At 70.8% G+C, this 15,421-nt stretch carries 16 protein-coding genes; 10 read left to right on the top strand and 6 right to left on the bottom strand.

Translation table 11 applies throughout. From position 1 onward, the window contains the following. The first annotated feature begins 190 nt into the window (after window positions 1–190). Window positions 191–1,450 (top strand): MFS transporter, encoded by a 1,260-nt coding sequence (locus RV986_RS16860; protein ID WP_475918195.1) that lies wholly within the window; start codon window positions 191–193, stop codon window positions 1,448–1,450. A gap of 86 nt (window positions 1,451–1,536) precedes the next feature. Here the strand turns inward: RV986_RS16860 and RV986_RS16855 are convergent, their stop codons facing one another. The 4 genes from RV986_RS16855 to RV986_RS16840 all read right to left on the bottom strand — a co-directional run bounded on the left by RV986_RS16855 (window position 1,537) and on the right by RV986_RS16840 (window position 4,226). After that, the gene (locus RV986_RS16855; RefSeq protein ID WP_168511268.1) at window positions 1,537–2,013 is read right to left on the bottom strand and encodes a MarR family winged helix-turn-helix transcriptional regulator; all 477 of its coding nucleotides are present in this window, start codon (window positions 2,011–2,013) and stop codon (window positions 1,537–1,539) included. A 92-nt stretch (window positions 2,014–2,105) separates the two neighbouring features. Next, entirely contained in the window at window positions 2,106–2,945 is an 840-nt protein-coding gene (locus RV986_RS16850; protein ID WP_475918194.1) for an AIM24 family protein, read from the bottom strand. Next, window positions 2,942–3,592, bottom strand: coding sequence for an AIM24 family protein (locus RV986_RS16845; RefSeq protein WP_475918193.1), 651 nt, complete (start codon window positions 3,590–3,592; stop codon window positions 2,942–2,944). Before RV986_RS16845 ends, RV986_RS16850 begins: the two co-directional genes overlap by 4 nt. A 1-nt stretch (window position 3,593) precedes the next feature. Then, window positions 3,594–4,226: an AIM24 family protein gene (locus tag RV986_RS16840; RefSeq protein ID WP_095852555.1), complete on the bottom strand. Its 633-nt coding sequence runs from the start codon at window positions 4,224–4,226 to the stop codon at window positions 3,594–3,596. Between the two features lie 201 nt (window positions 4,227–4,427). On the opposite strand from RV986_RS16840, the gene RV986_RS16835 reads away from it, so the two are divergent. The 5 genes from RV986_RS16835 (at window position 4,428) to RV986_RS16815 (ending at window position 7,313) form a co-directional block, all read left to right on the top strand. Further along, a complete protein-coding gene (locus RV986_RS16835) occupies window positions 4,428–4,775 on the top strand; it encodes a DUF3817 domain-containing protein (protein ID WP_475918192.1) in 348 nt (115 codons plus the stop codon). Beyond that, complete coding sequence (locus tag RV986_RS16830) at window positions 4,772–5,065, top strand: MTH1187 family thiamine-binding protein (RefSeq protein ID WP_095852554.1); 294 nt, start codon at window positions 4,772–4,774, stop codon at window positions 5,063–5,065. The genes RV986_RS16835 and RV986_RS16830 overlap by 4 nt, the downstream gene beginning before the upstream one ends. 189 nt (window positions 5,066–5,254) lie before the next feature. Then, window positions 5,255–6,004 carry a hypothetical protein gene (locus RV986_RS16825; RefSeq protein ID WP_475918191.1) on the top strand — a complete coding sequence of 250 codons (750 nt, stop codon included), beginning with the start codon at window positions 5,255–5,257 and terminating at the stop codon, window positions 6,002–6,004. 23 nt (window positions 6,005–6,027) lie between these two features. Next, window positions 6,028–6,684, top strand: coding sequence for a DUF4166 domain-containing protein (locus RV986_RS16820; RefSeq protein WP_099946644.1), 657 nt, complete (start codon window positions 6,028–6,030; stop codon window positions 6,682–6,684). Continuing rightward, window positions 6,681–7,313, top strand: a complete 633-nt coding sequence (locus RV986_RS16815) for a TetR/AcrR family transcriptional regulator (protein ID WP_475918190.1) — start codon at window positions 6,681–6,683, stop codon at window positions 7,311–7,313. Before RV986_RS16820 ends, RV986_RS16815 begins: the two co-directional genes overlap by 4 nt. 20 nt (window positions 7,314–7,333) lie before the next feature. Here RV986_RS16815 and RV986_RS16810 read toward each other — a convergent pair whose 3' ends face one another. Further along, the gene (locus RV986_RS16810) at window positions 7,334–8,320 is read right to left on the bottom strand and encodes an ArsR/SmtB family transcription factor (protein ID WP_475918189.1); all 987 of its coding nucleotides are present in this window, start codon (window positions 8,318–8,320) and stop codon (window positions 7,334–7,336) included. Between the two features lie 76 nt (window positions 8,321–8,396). On the opposite strand from RV986_RS16810, the gene RV986_RS16805 reads away from it, so the two are divergent. The 4 genes from RV986_RS16805 to RV986_RS16790 all read left to right on the top strand — a co-directional run bounded on the left by RV986_RS16805 (window position 8,397) and on the right by RV986_RS16790 (window position 12,472). Beyond that, on the top strand, window positions 8,397–9,728 hold the full coding sequence (locus tag RV986_RS16805; protein ID WP_475918188.1) for an MFS transporter: 1,332 nt from the start codon (window positions 8,397–8,399) through the stop codon (window positions 9,726–9,728). Between the two features lie 11 nt (window positions 9,729–9,739). Then, window positions 9,740–10,249, top strand: coding sequence for a MarR family winged helix-turn-helix transcriptional regulator (locus RV986_RS16800; protein WP_095852549.1), 510 nt, complete (start codon window positions 9,740–9,742; stop codon window positions 10,247–10,249). Window positions 10,250–10,344: 95 nt separating this feature from the next. After that, a complete protein-coding gene (locus RV986_RS16795) occupies window positions 10,345–10,683 on the top strand; it encodes a DUF3817 domain-containing protein (protein ID WP_168511282.1) in 339 nt (112 codons plus the stop codon). Window positions 10,684–10,771: 88 nt separating this feature from the next. Continuing rightward, window positions 10,772–12,472 (top strand): acyl-CoA mutase large subunit family protein, encoded by a 1,701-nt coding sequence (locus RV986_RS16790; RefSeq protein ID WP_475918187.1) that lies wholly within the window; start codon window positions 10,772–10,774, stop codon window positions 12,470–12,472. Between the two features lie 131 nt (window positions 12,473–12,603). Here RV986_RS16790 and RV986_RS16785 read toward each other — a convergent pair whose 3' ends face one another. Next, window positions 12,604–15,417 (bottom strand): FtsX-like permease family protein, encoded by a 2,814-nt coding sequence (locus RV986_RS16785; RefSeq protein WP_475924301.1) that lies wholly within the window; start codon window positions 15,415–15,417, stop codon window positions 12,604–12,606. Between the last annotated feature and the right edge of the window lie 4 nt (window positions 15,418–15,421).

Here is a 15,421-nt window from a genome sequence, read left to right as displayed (position 1 = left end):
GCCCCGGATTCCCGCGCCCCTCGAGGGTGGGGGTGTGTGTACCTGTCAGCTCTTGGCGCCCGCTGTTACGTTAGGGCGCATGTTCCTCCTCTTGGCATAGGGCCCGCCCAGGCCCGCGACGGACACCGGTGGGTGCGCCGTCGCGGCACTCAGGCGACCCCTGTCCACCTCCCGGTCGAGGAACCCCAACATGTCTGCGCCCGCGCCGCGGCCCTCGTACGCCGCGTTCTTCCGCATCCCCCACACCCGCCACACCTTCACCGCCGCCCTCATCGGCAGGCTCTCCTACGGCATGGTCTCGCTGGCCCTGATGCTCAGCGTGACCGAGGCCACCGGCTCGTACGCCGCCGCCGGCACGGTCATGGCCCTGTTCGGCGCGACAAGCGTGCTCCTGTCACCCGTGAGGGCGGCCCTGATCGACCACCACGGCCCCCGCCGCGCCCTCATCCCGATGGCCGCGCTCTACGCCACCCTGCTCGCGACCCTCGCGACAGCGGCCTGGCGACCCGGAACACCCGCACCCGCCCTCGGCGCCCTCGCCGCCACCGCGGGCGCCTGCACACCGCCCCTCGGCCCCACGGTGCGCGCCCTGTGGGGCGAGGTCATCGAGGACAACCGGGTCCTGCAGCGGGCGTACAGCCTGGACGGGATCGCCGAGGAGATCCTCTTCGTCTCGGGTCCGCTGCTGGTGGGCGCGGTCGTCCAGTTCGCACCCCCGGCCGCCGCGCTCGCGCTCTGCGCCCTGCTGGTGTGGGCCGGAACCCTCGCCTTCGTCCTGTCGCCGGCCGTGGCGGGCGTACGTCCGGCCGTCACGAAGCCCGTCGCACGCCCAGGGCGCGGGCGCCGTTTCCGTGACGGACGCGCGCTCCTGCAGCCCGTCGTCGTCGCGGCGGGCGTCGGCCTGTCCGTGGGGGCCGTCGACCTTCTGGTGATGGCCTACGCCACCCGGCATCAGCACGGGAACGACGTGGTGGCCTGGGTGCTCGCCGCACTGTCGCTGGGCAGCGCCCTGGGCGGCCTCCTGAACGGCGCCGTCGACTGGCGTACGCCCGCACGGGCGCGGCTGCCGCTGCTGGCGGGCGGCCTGGGCCTCGCCCTGGCGGCCGCGGGCCTCGCTCCCGGCCTCGGCACCCTGACCGTCGCCGTGGCCTGCGCCGGATTCTTCGTCGCCCCGGCCCTCACGACGTCGTACCTGATCGCCGACGAGGCGGCCCCGCCGGGCCGCCGTACCCAGGCCGGAGCCTGGGTCAACACCGCGGTGAACGCCGGAAGCGCGGGCGGCACCGCGGGAGCAGGCCTTCTGGTGGGCCACCTGCCCCTGAGCCTGTGCTTTGCGATAGCGGGAGTCGTGGCGGTGGCGGTGGGCGTGCTCTCAACGCAGGGTGCTCGTGCGGCGAGAGCGTCGCACGGAGCCCATAGGGAAACGCCCGCACCGACCTGCGCCCCTTAGGGGCGCGGGGAACGGCGCGACCAGCCACGGACTACCCGCAGCGACAGGCAACCCGCGGCTACGGTCGGCCCGCATTCACCGAGCCGCTACGGCTTGCCGCGCTGCCCCCGCAAATGCTCCGCGATCGGTCGCAACGACTTGTGCAGTTCCTCCAGGGCCTCCGGGGACAGCAGATCCATGAAGTGCCTGCGCACGGACGCCACGTGATGCGGCGCGACCTTCTTCATCGTCTCCATGCCGTGATCGGTGAGGACGGCGAACAGCCCCCGCCGGTCCGACTCGCAGTTCTCACGCCGGACCAGGTCCGCGTTCTCCATGCGGGTGATCTGGTGCGAGAGTCGGCTCTTCGACTGGAGGGTGGCGGCCGCGAGGTCGCTCATCCGCAGCCGGAAGCCCTCCGACTCGGAGAGGTTCACCAGAATCTCGTAGTCGTTCATCGTCAGCCCGAATGGCTGCAGGTCCCTTTCGAGCTGGTACGTCAACAGCCTGTTGACCTCCAGGTGGGTGCGCCAGGCGCACTGCTCCGCATCGGTCAGCCAGCGCGTGGCCGTCTCGGTCTCCATGAATGAAGTCTACCTAAAATGTTGAAATGCGAACTAGTGAGGGTGGTGTGACGGTGCGCACGCGTTCGATGTCACACTCCGCAGACTACCGCTCACAGCCCGAAGCGACGCTGGAGGTCTCCGAGCTGTCCGGGAAGGCGCGGTGTGCCGGCCTGCTGTCCGTGCTGTCCCTGGTGACCGGGTACGCCGCCCCCGCCGGGCACTCCCGGCTCGTGCGGAACCGCCCCCGTGGACTGCTCGGCCATGAGTACCTCGGTGGACTGCAGCAGCACCGTGCCGGCCCCCACGAACTCGAACTGATGCTCCTCTCCAGAGGCCCCGCCGAGGCCTGTCAGTGCACGTAGACCGCCCATGAGGCCTGTCATGTACCCGTGGTCGTAGTGGTGGCACGGGGACGGGCAGTCGGCCCAGCCGACAAGCGCTTGCGGATCCACCCGGATGGGAGGCTCCATGAACACCACCGGACCGTTGGAGGCCGCCACGAACTTGCCCGTTCCGATGAGCGTCAGAAAGCCCGGCACGATCGACTGCTTGAGCGCGAGACTTGGCTGAAAAGCAAGCAAGTTGCCTGAGCGAATGGTCAGATTGCCCTCGTCCAGGTCGTACGAGTTCACGTCGAACGCCCGGTCGGCGAGGAGCATCTTGCCCGAGCCCTCCGCCACGACCCAGTCGCTCGCGTGCAAAGGGGAATGGAAGGACGTACGGATCAGACGGTCCAGGCGGCCGTGCCCGATGCCGTTGAATTCCATCGTCCCGTAGTAGGCGATCATCTTGCCCTTCTGCAGGAACCACTGGCTCCCCTTGAGCTCCACGCAGAAGGTGTACTTGTTGACGTTGTCGTCGACCGGCAGGGTCATCGGGTCGTGGATCACCGGACCGCCCGGAGTCCCGCCGCCCGGATAGCCGCCGCCGGGAGTTCCGTACGGGCTCACAGCTTCTCCTCCGAGGCCTGGACGTACACCGCACCACTGCCGCTCAGCTCCAGCTGGAACGCCTCGCCCGAGCCGCGGCCCACCATGTCGCGCCAGCCGAGCGCCGTGGACAGCTTGTTGCGTACGTCACCGTGGTGCGCCACGTACGCCTGGGGGTCGACATGGATGGGGCGCTGGGGGGAGATGGGGACCTCGATCACGCCCCCGTGCGCCATCACGGCGACCGAGCCGTGCCCCTTGAGGGTGGTGGTGAACAGCCCCTGGCCCGTCACCTGGCCCCGGACCATGCCCATCACCCCGCCCTGCGAGCCCAGGAACATCGTGCCCTGCTGGAGGGTGCCGTCGAAGGCCAGCAGCCGGTCCGCCTCGACGTACAGGGTGTCGCCCGTGAGGCCGATCACCTGGATGTGATGGCCGCCGTGCCCGAACAGGACCGTGCCGCTGCCCTCGACGGTCATCAGCGGGGTTGCCTCGTTGGCCACCCGGCGGCCGATCATCGACATGATCCCGCCCTGGCCGCCCTGGACGTTGGGTGTGAAGGAGACCTCGCCCTTGTAGGCGAGCATCGCGCCGCGCTGACTGAACAGGCGCTGGCCGGGCAGGACCGTCGCCTCGATCATCTTGGAGTTCACTTCGCGGAACGGCATGTCACACGTCCCCCGCGATCGTGTTGCGCTCACTGGGCTGCACGTAGACCAGACCGTCGCCCTCGAAGCGGATCTGGAAGGCCTCGCCGCCGCCCTCGCCCATGAATGTGCGGAAGGTCACTCCGGCCTGGAAGGACTGCCGGACATTGCCCTGGTGCGCGATGTACGCCCCCGGGTCGACCGTCAGCGGGTACTGGGAGCTGACGCGCAGCACCACGGCCGGGCCGTCGGACGTGATCGCCGCCTGGCCGTGGCCTTCGACGGTGGTCGTGAACAGCCCGTTGCCCTGGGAGGCGCCGCGCAGTCCCGTGAAGGACGTGCCTGTGCGCAGCCCGGCATCGGTCGCGAGGAGATTGCTGGACTCGACGTACAGCTTGTCGCCCTGGAGGTTCACCAGGTTGATCTCGGAAGCCCGGTCCGCGAACCAGCAGGTCCCTTGCCCCTTCACCTCCATCACCGTCATCTGCTCACCGGTGATGCGCCGGGTCACCATCCCGCGGATCCCCTCCCCACCGCCGCTCAGCTTCTTGAACGCCATCTGACCGTCGTACGCGACCATCGAGCCGTTCTTCGCCTTCACGGCGTCCCCGGTCATGTCGACGGCCAGCACTTTGCTGCCTTGAAGTCGGAACATCGCCACGTTGTGAAGGTAGCCGCCGGGTGGGGACGCGGACAGGCCCCAGGGGTGGATCTCACCCCTGAGCGGACCCTTAGGGGGCAAGACGGGCACCCCCGAGAGGGGCTGCCGCGCCCCGGGTGCCACAATGGCGGACGCTTGTGCTCACGTTCACAAAGCGGCTCCCGCCGACAGCGAAACTCCCACCGAAGGTGACCCGTGGACATTAAGACCGCCACCGCCCTCCGCCGCCTGCGCCTGGTCTCGGCCCCCGAGGCCGTCTCCTTCCTGCTGCTGCTCCTCTGCTCGGTGCTGAAGCGGACCACGGACTTCAACGGGGTGCGCGTCATGGGCTCCATCCATGGCGTCCTCTTCATCCTGTACGTGATCTTCTGGGCGGACGCCTGGAACCGCACCAAGTGGGGCAAGAAGACGGCGGCCCTCTACTTCGTCCTGTCCGTGCTGCCCACCGGCGGCTTCTTCGCCGAGCGCAAGCTGCGGCGGGAGAGCGAGGACGCGGTCATCGCCTCCCGCGCCCGCCGCGAGGGAGTCGTGAAGTCCTCATGATCGTCGCCTTCTCCGTGACGCCCCTGGGCGTCGGCGAGGACGTGGGGGAGTACGTCGCCGACGCCGTCCGGGTGGTCCGTGAATCGGGGCTGCCGAACCGCACCGACGCGATGTTCACCTCCGTAGAAGGTGGGTGGGACGAAGTGATGGACGTGGTCAAGCGCGCCGTCGCCGCCGTCGAGGCGCGGGCGCCGCGCGTATCCGTCGTCCTGAAGGCGGACATTCGACCCGGTGTGACGGACGGGCTGACCTCCAAGGTGGAGACCGTGGAGCGGCACCTGTCCGCATAGGCCTCCGGCGGGAAGCCCCGAAGCCCCGAAGCCCCGAAGCCCCGAAGCCCCGAAACCCCGAAACCCCGGTCCAGTGGGCCGGGGTTTTTCGCGCCCGACCATTTGAGCGATCGCTCAAACCCCGGTAATCTCAGGCGTGATCGATTGAGCGATCGCTCAAAAGTGGTCACTGATCTGGGGGTTCGGTAAATGGGGCTCTACGTAGAGACACATGTACGAGGCGATCTCGACGACCTGTGGGCACGGACGCAGGACCCCGCGCAGCACCAGCGCTGGGACCTGAGGTTCACCTCCATCGCCCACCTCCCACGTATCGAGGGCGAGCCGCAGCGCTTCCGGTACGCCACCCGGGTGCTGCCCTTCCTGACCGTCGCCGGGACGGGAGTCTCCGCCGGGGAGAAGGAGCGCCCCGACGGCACCCGCACCTCCGCCCTGCGCTTCGCCTCCCCGCACCCGCTCTCCCTCCTCGCCGAGGGCAGCGGCTACTGGCGCTACGTCCCCGACGCCGACGGCGTCCGCTTCCTCACCGGGTACGACTACCGCCCGCGATGGGGCCGCTTCGGAGCCGTGGCCGACCGGCTCCTCTTCCGCCCCCTCATCGGCTGGGCCACGGCCTGGTCCTTCGACCGGCTGCGACTGTGGCTGGAGCGGGACATCACACCGGAGCGGGCGCTGCGCAACTGGCTCGGCGAGTGCGCCGTGCGCGGCTTCGTCCTGCTGGCCGCCTGCTCGGGCACGGTGTACGGCGCGCTCGTGGACGCGGCGGGCCCGCTGGCGCCGCTCGCCCTCTACTCGACCCCCGTACTGGCCGTCGTCGCCGCCCTCCTGGCGCTCTTCGCGCCCCCGCTGCCCGGCACCCCGGCCGCCCGCCGCTGCCTGCGCACCCCGATCGCGCAGGCCCGTGCGCCGCGCGTCCTCGCCACCCTGGAGCAGCGGTGACCCCCTCCATCTTCCGCACCGCGATGGGCGCCGACTTCGACCGCCTCCACCCCGAGCTGCGGCGACGCTTCTCCGTGGGCCTGGCCGGCGGCGAGGCGTGCACCGGCCACGGCGTCATGGACCGCGTCTGGCACGGGAGGGGCTTCGTGAAGCCGTTCCTGGCCCTCGGCGGCACCCGCAACATCCTCGTCCCGCGTGCGGGCCGGAACGTCCCCTTCATGATCGAGAATGTGCCCTACGCCGACACCTTCGGCCGTGAGACGGTGAGCTTCGTGCGCACCTTCGACCTGCCCGGCCGCTCCCGCCGCTTCGACGCCCAGATGGTGCTGAGCCCCAAGGGCGACCGCGTCCTCGACTACCTCGGCACGCATCAGCACCTCGCCAGCGACCTGCACCTGCGCGCCGAGCCCGACGGCTCCCTGCTGATCCGCTCCGGCGAACACCGCTTCCGGGAGGGCCCGGTGGACGTCCGCGTCCCCGAACTCATCGGCGCCGACGCCCAGGTGCGCGAGTCCTTCGACGACTCCACGGGGCGCTTCCACATTCAGGTCCGGGTCGTGAACCGCCACTTCGGTCCGCTCTTCGGTTACGAGGGCAGCTTCCGGGCGACGTACACCGACGTCCGTACCCGCGGGGTGCGGCCCGGGCTGCGGCCCGTCCGCGAGGAGGCGCGCGCGTGAGCGAGGCGACCCGGGCGAAACTGCTGGAGGGCGCCCTGCGGACGCTCACCGAGCAGGGGATCGCGAAGACCTCGGCCCGTACGATCGCGGCGACCGCCGGAGTCAACCAGGCCCTCGTCTTCTACCACTTCGGGTCCGTGGACGAGTTGCTGTCGGCCGCGGTCCGGTACGGGGCGGAGCAGCGGGTCGCGCACCACCGGGAACGGCTCGCCGAGGTCGGGTCGCTGGCGGAACTCCTCGCGTTCGGACGGGAGATGCACGAGGTGGAGCGGGCCGAGGGACATGTCGCCGTCCTCGGGCAACTTCTCGCCGGGGCGCAGACGGACGCGCGTCTGGCGCCCGCGACCTCGGAGGGGCTGGATCTGTGGATCACCGAGATCGAGCGGGTCCTGGTCCGGGTCCTCGCGCCGACCCCGCTCGGCGAGTTCGCGGATCCGGCCGGGCTGGCGCGTGCCGTCGCCGCGTCCTTCGTCGGCATCGAGCTGTACGAGGGGGTCGACCCCGAGGGTTCCCGGGCCGCCCTCGACGCCCTGGAACAACTGGCCGCCCTGGTCGCCGCCCTCGACACCCTCGGCCCGGTCGCCCAACGAGCCATCCGCCACCACCTGCGCCGCACCACGCGCGGCTGACCGGGGCGACGCGGGGCGGGCTATTGCTCCGTACCCGACGCCAGCGCCATCCCCAGGGGGGTGCGTTCGTACAGGACCTGGTGGCCGTAGCGGCGTGAGGTGAGCAGGCCTCCGGCGCGCAGGACCGTGAGGTGGGCGGAGACGGACGACGGGGCGAGCTGGAGGCGGTGGGCGAGGGCTGTCGTGGTGGTGGGTTCGTCCAGGGCCGTGAGGACGGTGGCCCTGCCCCGTCCCAGAAGTCGCACGAGGGCGTCGGGGGTGTGGTCCGTCGGTTCGGCCCACAGGCCGCCGATGCCGCGGGCGGGGTAGGCGAGCGTGGGCTGCCAGGGGGGCTCGAAGGAACTGACCACCTCCGGCCAGATGAAGACACTGGGCACCAGAATCAGGCCCTGGCCCGCGAGGTCCCGCTCGTGCCGGCCCTTCCACTCGATGGTCAGCGTGTGGGAGCGCCAGCCGAACCGACGGTCGATCTCCGGCAGCAACCCGCCCAGACCGACCTCCGCGAGCCGCCGCGAGTGGAACGCGATGTCCGCCTCCAGCAGGGCGCGCAGCCGCGGCCAGTCCGGTTCGACGAGCGCGTGCCAGGCCGTCTCCATCAGGTCGGCCAGCTCCTGGACCATGCGCATCGGGTCCTTCAACAGCGACCGGCCTCGGGACGATTCGAGGGCGCCCGGGGTGTCCGCCAGTGACCTCGCGGCCTCCTCGCGGGCCGCCTCGGGGTCGGCCGCGCGGACCGCCGCGATCTCCTCCTCGAAGGTGGCCGCAGGACCGATCGGGGGCGGGCAGAGCCAGTCGGGGCAGTAGCCGCGCTGCGGCATCAGCAGCCACAGCGGTGCGAGGTCGAGTCCGGCGGCGGCCGCGCGGATACGGCGCAGCCAGTGCGCGTGGTAGCCGTGCCGCGCGGGACGGTTGAGCGTGCGGACCGCCTCCTGCGTCTCCCACAGGGGCGACACCGCGAAACGGCAGTTGAGGAGGTCGTCCTCCCCGAAGTGCAGGAGGGAAGGCAAGAAGAGACACCCCCTGAAGATTCGGCTGGGACCGAAACTCTACGGGCCGGGCCGTCGGGTGAGCACGCTGTTGCCCATGCCGGACGCAGAAATGAAGGGCGCGACGACGCTGCCCGCCCCACCGACCACCCCACCGAACGCGCCCGAAGCCACGGGCTACGGCCGAGTCTTCGCCGTACGGGAGTTCCGCGCCGTCTTCGCCGCCCACGCGTTCTCGCTGCTCGGCCTCGTGGTCAGCGAGCTCGCCCTGTCCGTCCTGGTCTACGACCTGACGGGCTCACCGCTGATGAGCGCCCTGACGTTCGCACTCGGCTTCCTCCCCTACCTCATCGGTGGAACCCTCCTCGCCGGCGCCGCGGACCGCTTCCCGGCCCGCCGGGTCCTCGTCGTGTGCGACCTGGTGTGCGCGGGCTGCGTGGCCGTCATGGTGGTGCCGGGCGCGCCCATCGCCGTACTGCTGGCCATGCGCTGCGCGCTCGCCGTCGTCTCACCGCTCTTCCAGGGGGCGCGGACGGCGACGCTGACCGACGTCCTCGGCGACGGCGATCTGTTCGTCCTGGGCCGCTCCCTGCTGCGGATCGTCTCGCAGGGCGCGCTGCTCGCCGGGTTCGGGCTCGGCGGCGTGCTGCTCACCGTCGTGTCACCGCGCGGCGCGCTGCTCATCACGGTGTGCACCTTCCTGACCTCCGCCGCGCTGCTGCGCTTCGGCACCCGGCGACGGCCCGCGCGGGCCCGTCACGAAGGCGCGCTGGTGCGGGACTCGCTCCACGGAACCCGCCGGATCCTCGCCGACCGGCGGGTACGGGCCCTGCTCCTGCTGTTCTGGGTGCCGCCGATGTTCGCCGTCGCGCCGGAGGCGCTGGCCGCGCCCTACGCCGACGGGCTCGGCGTCGGATCGGCCGGGCTCGGACTGCTGATGTGCGCCCTGCCGGTCGGCACGATCGCGGGGGAGCTGTACGCGGGTTCGAGGCTGCGGCCCGCGACCCGCACCCGGCTCGCCCTCCCGCTCGTCTGCGTCACCCTGCTGCCGTACGTCGGCTACGTCCTGCGGCCGGACCTCGGCTGGTCGCTGGCCCTGCTGCTGCTCGCGGGCACCGGATCCGCGTACTCACTCGGCCTGGACCAGTGGTTCGTGCGGGCCGTGCCCGAGGAGCTGCGGGGGCGGGCGATGACGCTGAACACCGCCGGTCTGATGACCGTCCAGGGGGTGGGGATGGCGCTGTCGGGGGTGGCGGCCGAGCTCGCCGGAGTGCGGGCGACCGTCGCGGGCGCGGGGGTGCTCGGCACCGTCTGCTGCGTACTGCTGGCGGTGGAGGCGCGGCGTACGGAGGGGGCCGCGACCCCCGTCGTAGAGGGGGCCGGGACCGAAAGGCGAGACGGGGCTGACCAGCATATGACCGGCGGGTAAGGTCTTATGCCGTGCCGAAGCCGCTCAGCCTTGCCTTCGATCCCATCGCCCGCGCCGACGAACTCTGGAAGCAGCGCTGGGGATCCGTGCCGTCCATGGCCGCGATCACCTCGATCATGCGCGCGCACCAGATCCTGCTCGCCGAGGTCGACGCGGTCGTCAAGCCGTACGGACTCACCTTCGCGCGCTACGAGGCACTGGTCCTGCTCACCTTCTCCAAGGCCGGCGAGCTCCCGATGTCCAAGATCGGCGAGCGCCTCATGGTGCACCCGACCTCCGTCACGAACACCGTGGACCGGCTGGTGAAGTCCGGGCTCGTCGACAAGCGGCCCAACCCCAACGACGGGCGCGGCACGCTCGCCTCCATCACCGAGAAGGGCCGTGAGGTCTGCGACGCGGCGACCCGCGACCTGATGGCGATGGACTTCGGGCTCGGGGCCTACGACTCCGAGGAGTGCGCGGAGATCTTCGCGATGCTGCGGCCCCTGCGCATCGCCGCGAGCGACTTCGACGAGGAATAGACGAGGGACGGAGAAACAGAGGGGCAGACGTACAGGGGCGCGCCGGGGCGGGGGTGCTCGTAGATCGCGCAAATGGGGTCGTTACGCTCATCCCCATGAAGAAGAGCGTGCTGACCCGCTACCGCGTGATGGCCTACGTCACCGGTGTGCTGCTGGTCCTGCTGACCCTCGCCACGATCGCCAAGTACGTGCTCCACATGAACGGTGCCGGGGACGCCACCTTCGCCCTCGGCTTCGCGCACGGCTGGCTCTACGTCGTCTACCTGGTCTTCGCCTTCGACCTGGGCTCCAAGGCGAAGTGGCCGGTCGGCAAGCAGCTGTGGGTGCTGCTCGCGGGGATCGTTCCGACGGCCGCGTTCTTCGTGGAGCGGAAGGTCACCCAGGAGCTGGAGTCGAAGATCGCGGAGGACTCTCCCGTGGTCGCCAAGGCGTAGCCCTTATCGCCGCACTCTTACCGCCACGGGAGTGGTCCGTGGCGGTTCCCCATCGACATTTACTAGGACGTCCTAGTAAATTCGAAGCATGGACGCTGACGCCATCGAAGAGGGCCGCCGCCGCTGGCAGGCCCGGTACGACACCTCGCGCAAGCGTGAGGCCGACTTCACCACGCTCTCCGGTGATCCGGTGGAGCCGGTGTACGGGCCACGGCCGGGGGACAGGTACGACGGCTTCGAGCGGATCGGCTGGCCCGGCGAATACCCCTTCACCCGCGGCCTGTACCCGACCGGCTACCGAGGGCGTACGTGGACGATCCGCCAGTTCGCCGGGTTCGGGAACGCGGAGCAGACGAACGAGCGCTACAAGATGATCCTCGCCGCGGGCGGCGGCGGACTGTCGGTCGCCTTCGACATGCCGACGCTCATGGGACGCGACTCCGACGATCCGCGCTCCCTCGGCGAGGTCGGGCACTGCGGGGTCGCGATCGACTCGGCGGCCGACATGGAGGTCCTGTTCAAGGACATCCCGCTGGGTGACGTCACGACGTCGATGACCATCAGCGGACCGGCCGTACCCGTCTTCTGCATGTACCTGGTCGCGGCGGAACGGCAGGGGATCGACCCGTCCGTCCTGAACGGCACCCTCCAGACCGACATCTTCAAGGAGTACATCGCCCAGAAGGAGTGGCTCTTCCAGCCCGAGCCGCACCTGCGCCTCATCGGCGACCTGATGGAGCACTGCGCCGCGAAGATCCCCGCGTACAAGCCGCTGTCCGTCTCCGGCTACCACATCCGGGAGGCCGGCTCCACGGCCGCGCAGGAGCTGGCGTACACGCTGGCGGACGGGTTCGGCTACGTCGAGCTGGGGCTCTCGCGCGGCCTCGACGTGGACGTCTTCGCCCCCGGCCTCTCCTTCTTCTTCGACGCGCACCTCGACTTCTTCGAGGAGATCGCCAAGTTCCGGGCCGCGCGGCGGATCTGGGCGCGGTGGATGCGGGACGTGTACGGGGCGAAGTCGGACAAGGCGCAGTGGCTGCGCTTCCACACGCAGACCGCGGGTGTCTCGCTGACGGCGCAGCAGCCGTACAACAACGTCGTCCGTACGGCGGTGGAGGCGCTCGCGGCCGTTCTGGGCGGTACGAACTCCCTGCACACCAACGCGCTGGACGAGACGCTCGCGCTGCCGTCCGAGCAGGCCGCCGAGATCGCCCTGCGCACGCAGCAGGTGCTGATGGAGGAGACCGGGGTCGCCAACGTGGCCGACCCGCTGGGCGGTTCCTGGTACGTCGAGCAGCTGACCGACCGGATCGAGGCCGACGCGGAGAAGATCTTCGAGGAGATCCGGGCGCGGGGGCTGCGGGCGCACCCCGACGGGCGGCACCCGATCGGTCCCATCACCTCGGGCATCCTGCGGGGGATCGAGGACGGCTGGTTCACCGGGGAGATCGCCGAGTCGGCGTTCCAGTACCAGAAGGCGTTGGAGAAGGGTGACAAGCGGGTGGTGGGGGTGAACGTCCACCACGGATCCGTGACCGGGGATCTGGAGATCCTGCGGGTCAGCCACGAGGTGGAGCGGGAGCAGGTACGGGAGCTGGGTTCCCGGAAGGCGGGGCGTGACGAGGCGCGGGTGAGGGCCTCGTTGGACGCGATGCTCGCCGCCGCGCGGGACGGGTCGAACATGATTGCGCCCATGCTGGAGGCGGTGCGGGCCGAGGCCACGTTGGGTGAGATCTGCGGTGTCCTGCGGGACGAGTGGGGGGTGTACACGGAACCGCCGGGTTTCTAGTGCCGCATCAGGCGACGTTGGCCCCGTTGGCCTGCGTCCTCGCGGGTGAGGCTGCGCAGAGACAGAACAGAACGGCTGCCCGGAACGGGACGCGCCGCAGCGACACGTCCGCGTCCCGCCCGGGGTCTGCCTCAGTCCCTCGCCAGCAGGTGGGCCGGGGCGATGCGGGACATGGCCCGGATCGGTACGGAGAGGACCCCGCACACCAGGCCGACCGCGGCGAGGGTTGCCAGCAATGCGGCGCCGACGACCGTCGACAGCCGTCCTGCCAGGAGTCCCTGACCGATCGTCAGGACTGCGGTCAGGCCGACGACGGCTCCGGTCAGACCGCCCAGGAGGGCGAGGCCGGCACCTTCGTAGAGGGTGAGCCGGGCGATCTCGCGGTGCGACCAGCCGGTGGCGTTCAGCACGGCGAGGTCGGCCGCTCGCTCGCGTTGCGACAGGACCAGGACGTCCACCGCCCCGGCCGCGCCGAGCAGCAGTGACAGGGCGACGCTCACATAGTCGGCGGTGCGTGCCTGCGCGACGACGGCGTTGCCCAGGAGTGAGCCGGCCACCTCGCCGCGGAAGGCGAGGGTGAGGCACAGCAGCACGGTGAAGGCCGCCACCCCGAGCGCCAGGCCGGCCGCGCCGAGCACGGTGCGGCCGGGAGTGCGCAGCAGGTTGCGCAGCGCGAGGCCGGTGACCGAACGGACGGGAACCGCCCGGCGGGTGGGCGTCACCGGCGGGGAGACCGCGTCCAGCGGCCCCAGCCGGGTCGCCCGCCAGGCGGGCAGCAGGCCCGCGGTCAGCGCGAGCAGCAGTGCGACAGGCAGGACCAGGGCCGCCTTCGCCGCCGTCCCGGACAGCCCGAGCAGGGTGCCCAGCCCGTAGGCGGTCAGGGCGCCCAGCGCACCCGCGCCGAGGCCGATCACCGCCAGTTCGCCGAGTATCAGGCGCAGGACCTCCGGTGTGCTCCACCCCATGCAGCGCAGTGCGCCGATCTCGGTGCGGCGCGATCGTACGGAGGCCAGGGCGGCCTGCCCGAGGAAGAGTCCGCAGACCACCAGGACCAGGACGAACAGCACCGCGCTCTTGGTGTCCACGGCCCGCAGGATCCGCAGGGCCACGCCCTTGGCGACCCAGCGCTCGGTGACCTTGATGTCCGAGGGCAGCACGATGGTCTGCGGCGCGGGCGAACTGCCGACGGTGACGTCGACCTGCAGCTTCGGGTAGGCGGCGCGGATCTGGCCGGCGACGGAGTTGACCCGGGCCCGGGAGGTGGGGTCGACGCCGGTGACGCCCTCGACGCGGACGCGGATGGCGCTGACCGGTGCCGTGTCCTGCGCCGTGGGCTTTCTGCGGCTGTGGGTGAGTGCCGGGATCGAGTCGATCGTGGTGAGCATGGTGGGCGGCGGGCTGAGGTACCCGCCGAGGTTGCGGTCGGGTCGCAGCGGCCGGCCGTTCAGGGCGGCCCGGCCGGCCGCGTCCGCGCCGGTGACCTGCGGTGGCTGGTAGGTCTCCAGCGGGACCCGGGAGAGTGCGGAGAAGCCGCGCAGCTTGCCGGGGTCGTAGCGGCCTACGACGCGGACCAGCGGGTCCGGGGCGCGTCCCGAGTCCTGACGGTCGCAGGTCTTGAACGAACCGCACACGGTGGCGGCATGCCCGGTGACCGTCCGGAACTGGGTGCCCGCGTTCTCTTCGGGGACATACGTATCCGGCTGGTTGCTGTTGTACTGCCAGATGCCGGGCGGCTGGGCGGGCCGGGTCTGCACGGCCAGGCCGTCCTCGGTGCTGCGGTAACGGACCGGGCCGACCGTCCAGTAGTTCAACGTCTCGAACCAGGCGCCGGCGTCGGTGATGGACCGGAAGCCGGTGCCGAGGTCGGCGGTGACGGTGCCGACGGCGGTGCCCCGCAGGCCGTTGACGAAGTCGTGGGCTTGTGGGCTGCTCAACTTGGAAGGCAGCGCCTCCGGATCGCCGACGTCCAGTCGCTTGACGGTGGCACTCAGGGTGCCGGCCGTCAGGGCGCGGCTGCTGAGCACGACCGGGACCTGGTAGTGGTGGCCCCGCTCCGATTCCACCGACTTCGGGTCCTCCCACGGGTCCGGGGCCCAGACGGGCCGGTCCTGTGCGGTGAGTGTCCGGCCCGAGGTGACCGTGTCGCTCAGGCCCACGAGTTCGTCCTCCGCCGCCGGATCGATCGCCGACAGCAGCACCGGGAACTTGACCGGTACCTCGGCCGTGGCCTTCCCGTCCCCCGGTACGCAGGTCATGTTCGAGCGGGGGTCGAGGGAGAACACCGACTCCGGGTCGTCGTTCCAGTCGAACATGGGCTGGGGCAGCTTCTCGCCCAGGAAGTCGGTCTTCAACCCGCTCTTGTCCATGTTGTAGAACCAGCAGACCGAGTACCTCCGGCCGTTCACCTTCTCCTGCTGCAGGTCCGGCCAGGGGTTGTCGTCTCCCCACGTCGCGTCCGTGACGATCGGCTCGCGGGTCAGGTAGACGTACTGGTCGGCGGCCGGGTAGCTGCCCAGCCCGGCTTTCACCTTCGGGGTGAGGCGCAGGAGTTGGCGGGGGACCTCGCTGTCCCGGAACGCCGATACATCGACCGGGACGGCGCCGTCGACCATCAGATAGCCGATGTTGGCGACCGGAGCGGCGGTCTCGATACCGGAGAGGGACTTGATGCGCCGGTACTGGTCGAGGGTGATGCCGCCGAAGATCCCCGACAGGAAGTTGGGCTCGACCAGTCCGCGGTCCCGCTCGACGGCGGACTGGCTGCCGGCCGGGCGGACCAGGATGTCGTACGCGGAACGGGAGCTGTCCTCGACGATCCCGGTGGTCCGCGCCTGGCTGGTGGTCACGGTCGAGGTGAGCAGGGTGAAGCTGGTGGCGGCGACGAGGATGCCCGCGGCGAGGGCGAGCGCACGCGAACGACGCCGCCACAGCTGGGAGAAGATCATGGCG

This window comes from Streptomyces sp. RLA012, from assembly GCF_056270325.1.
The sequence above is the reverse complement of the archived record's forward strand: the minus strand, read 5'-3'. Positions and strand labels throughout refer to the sequence as shown.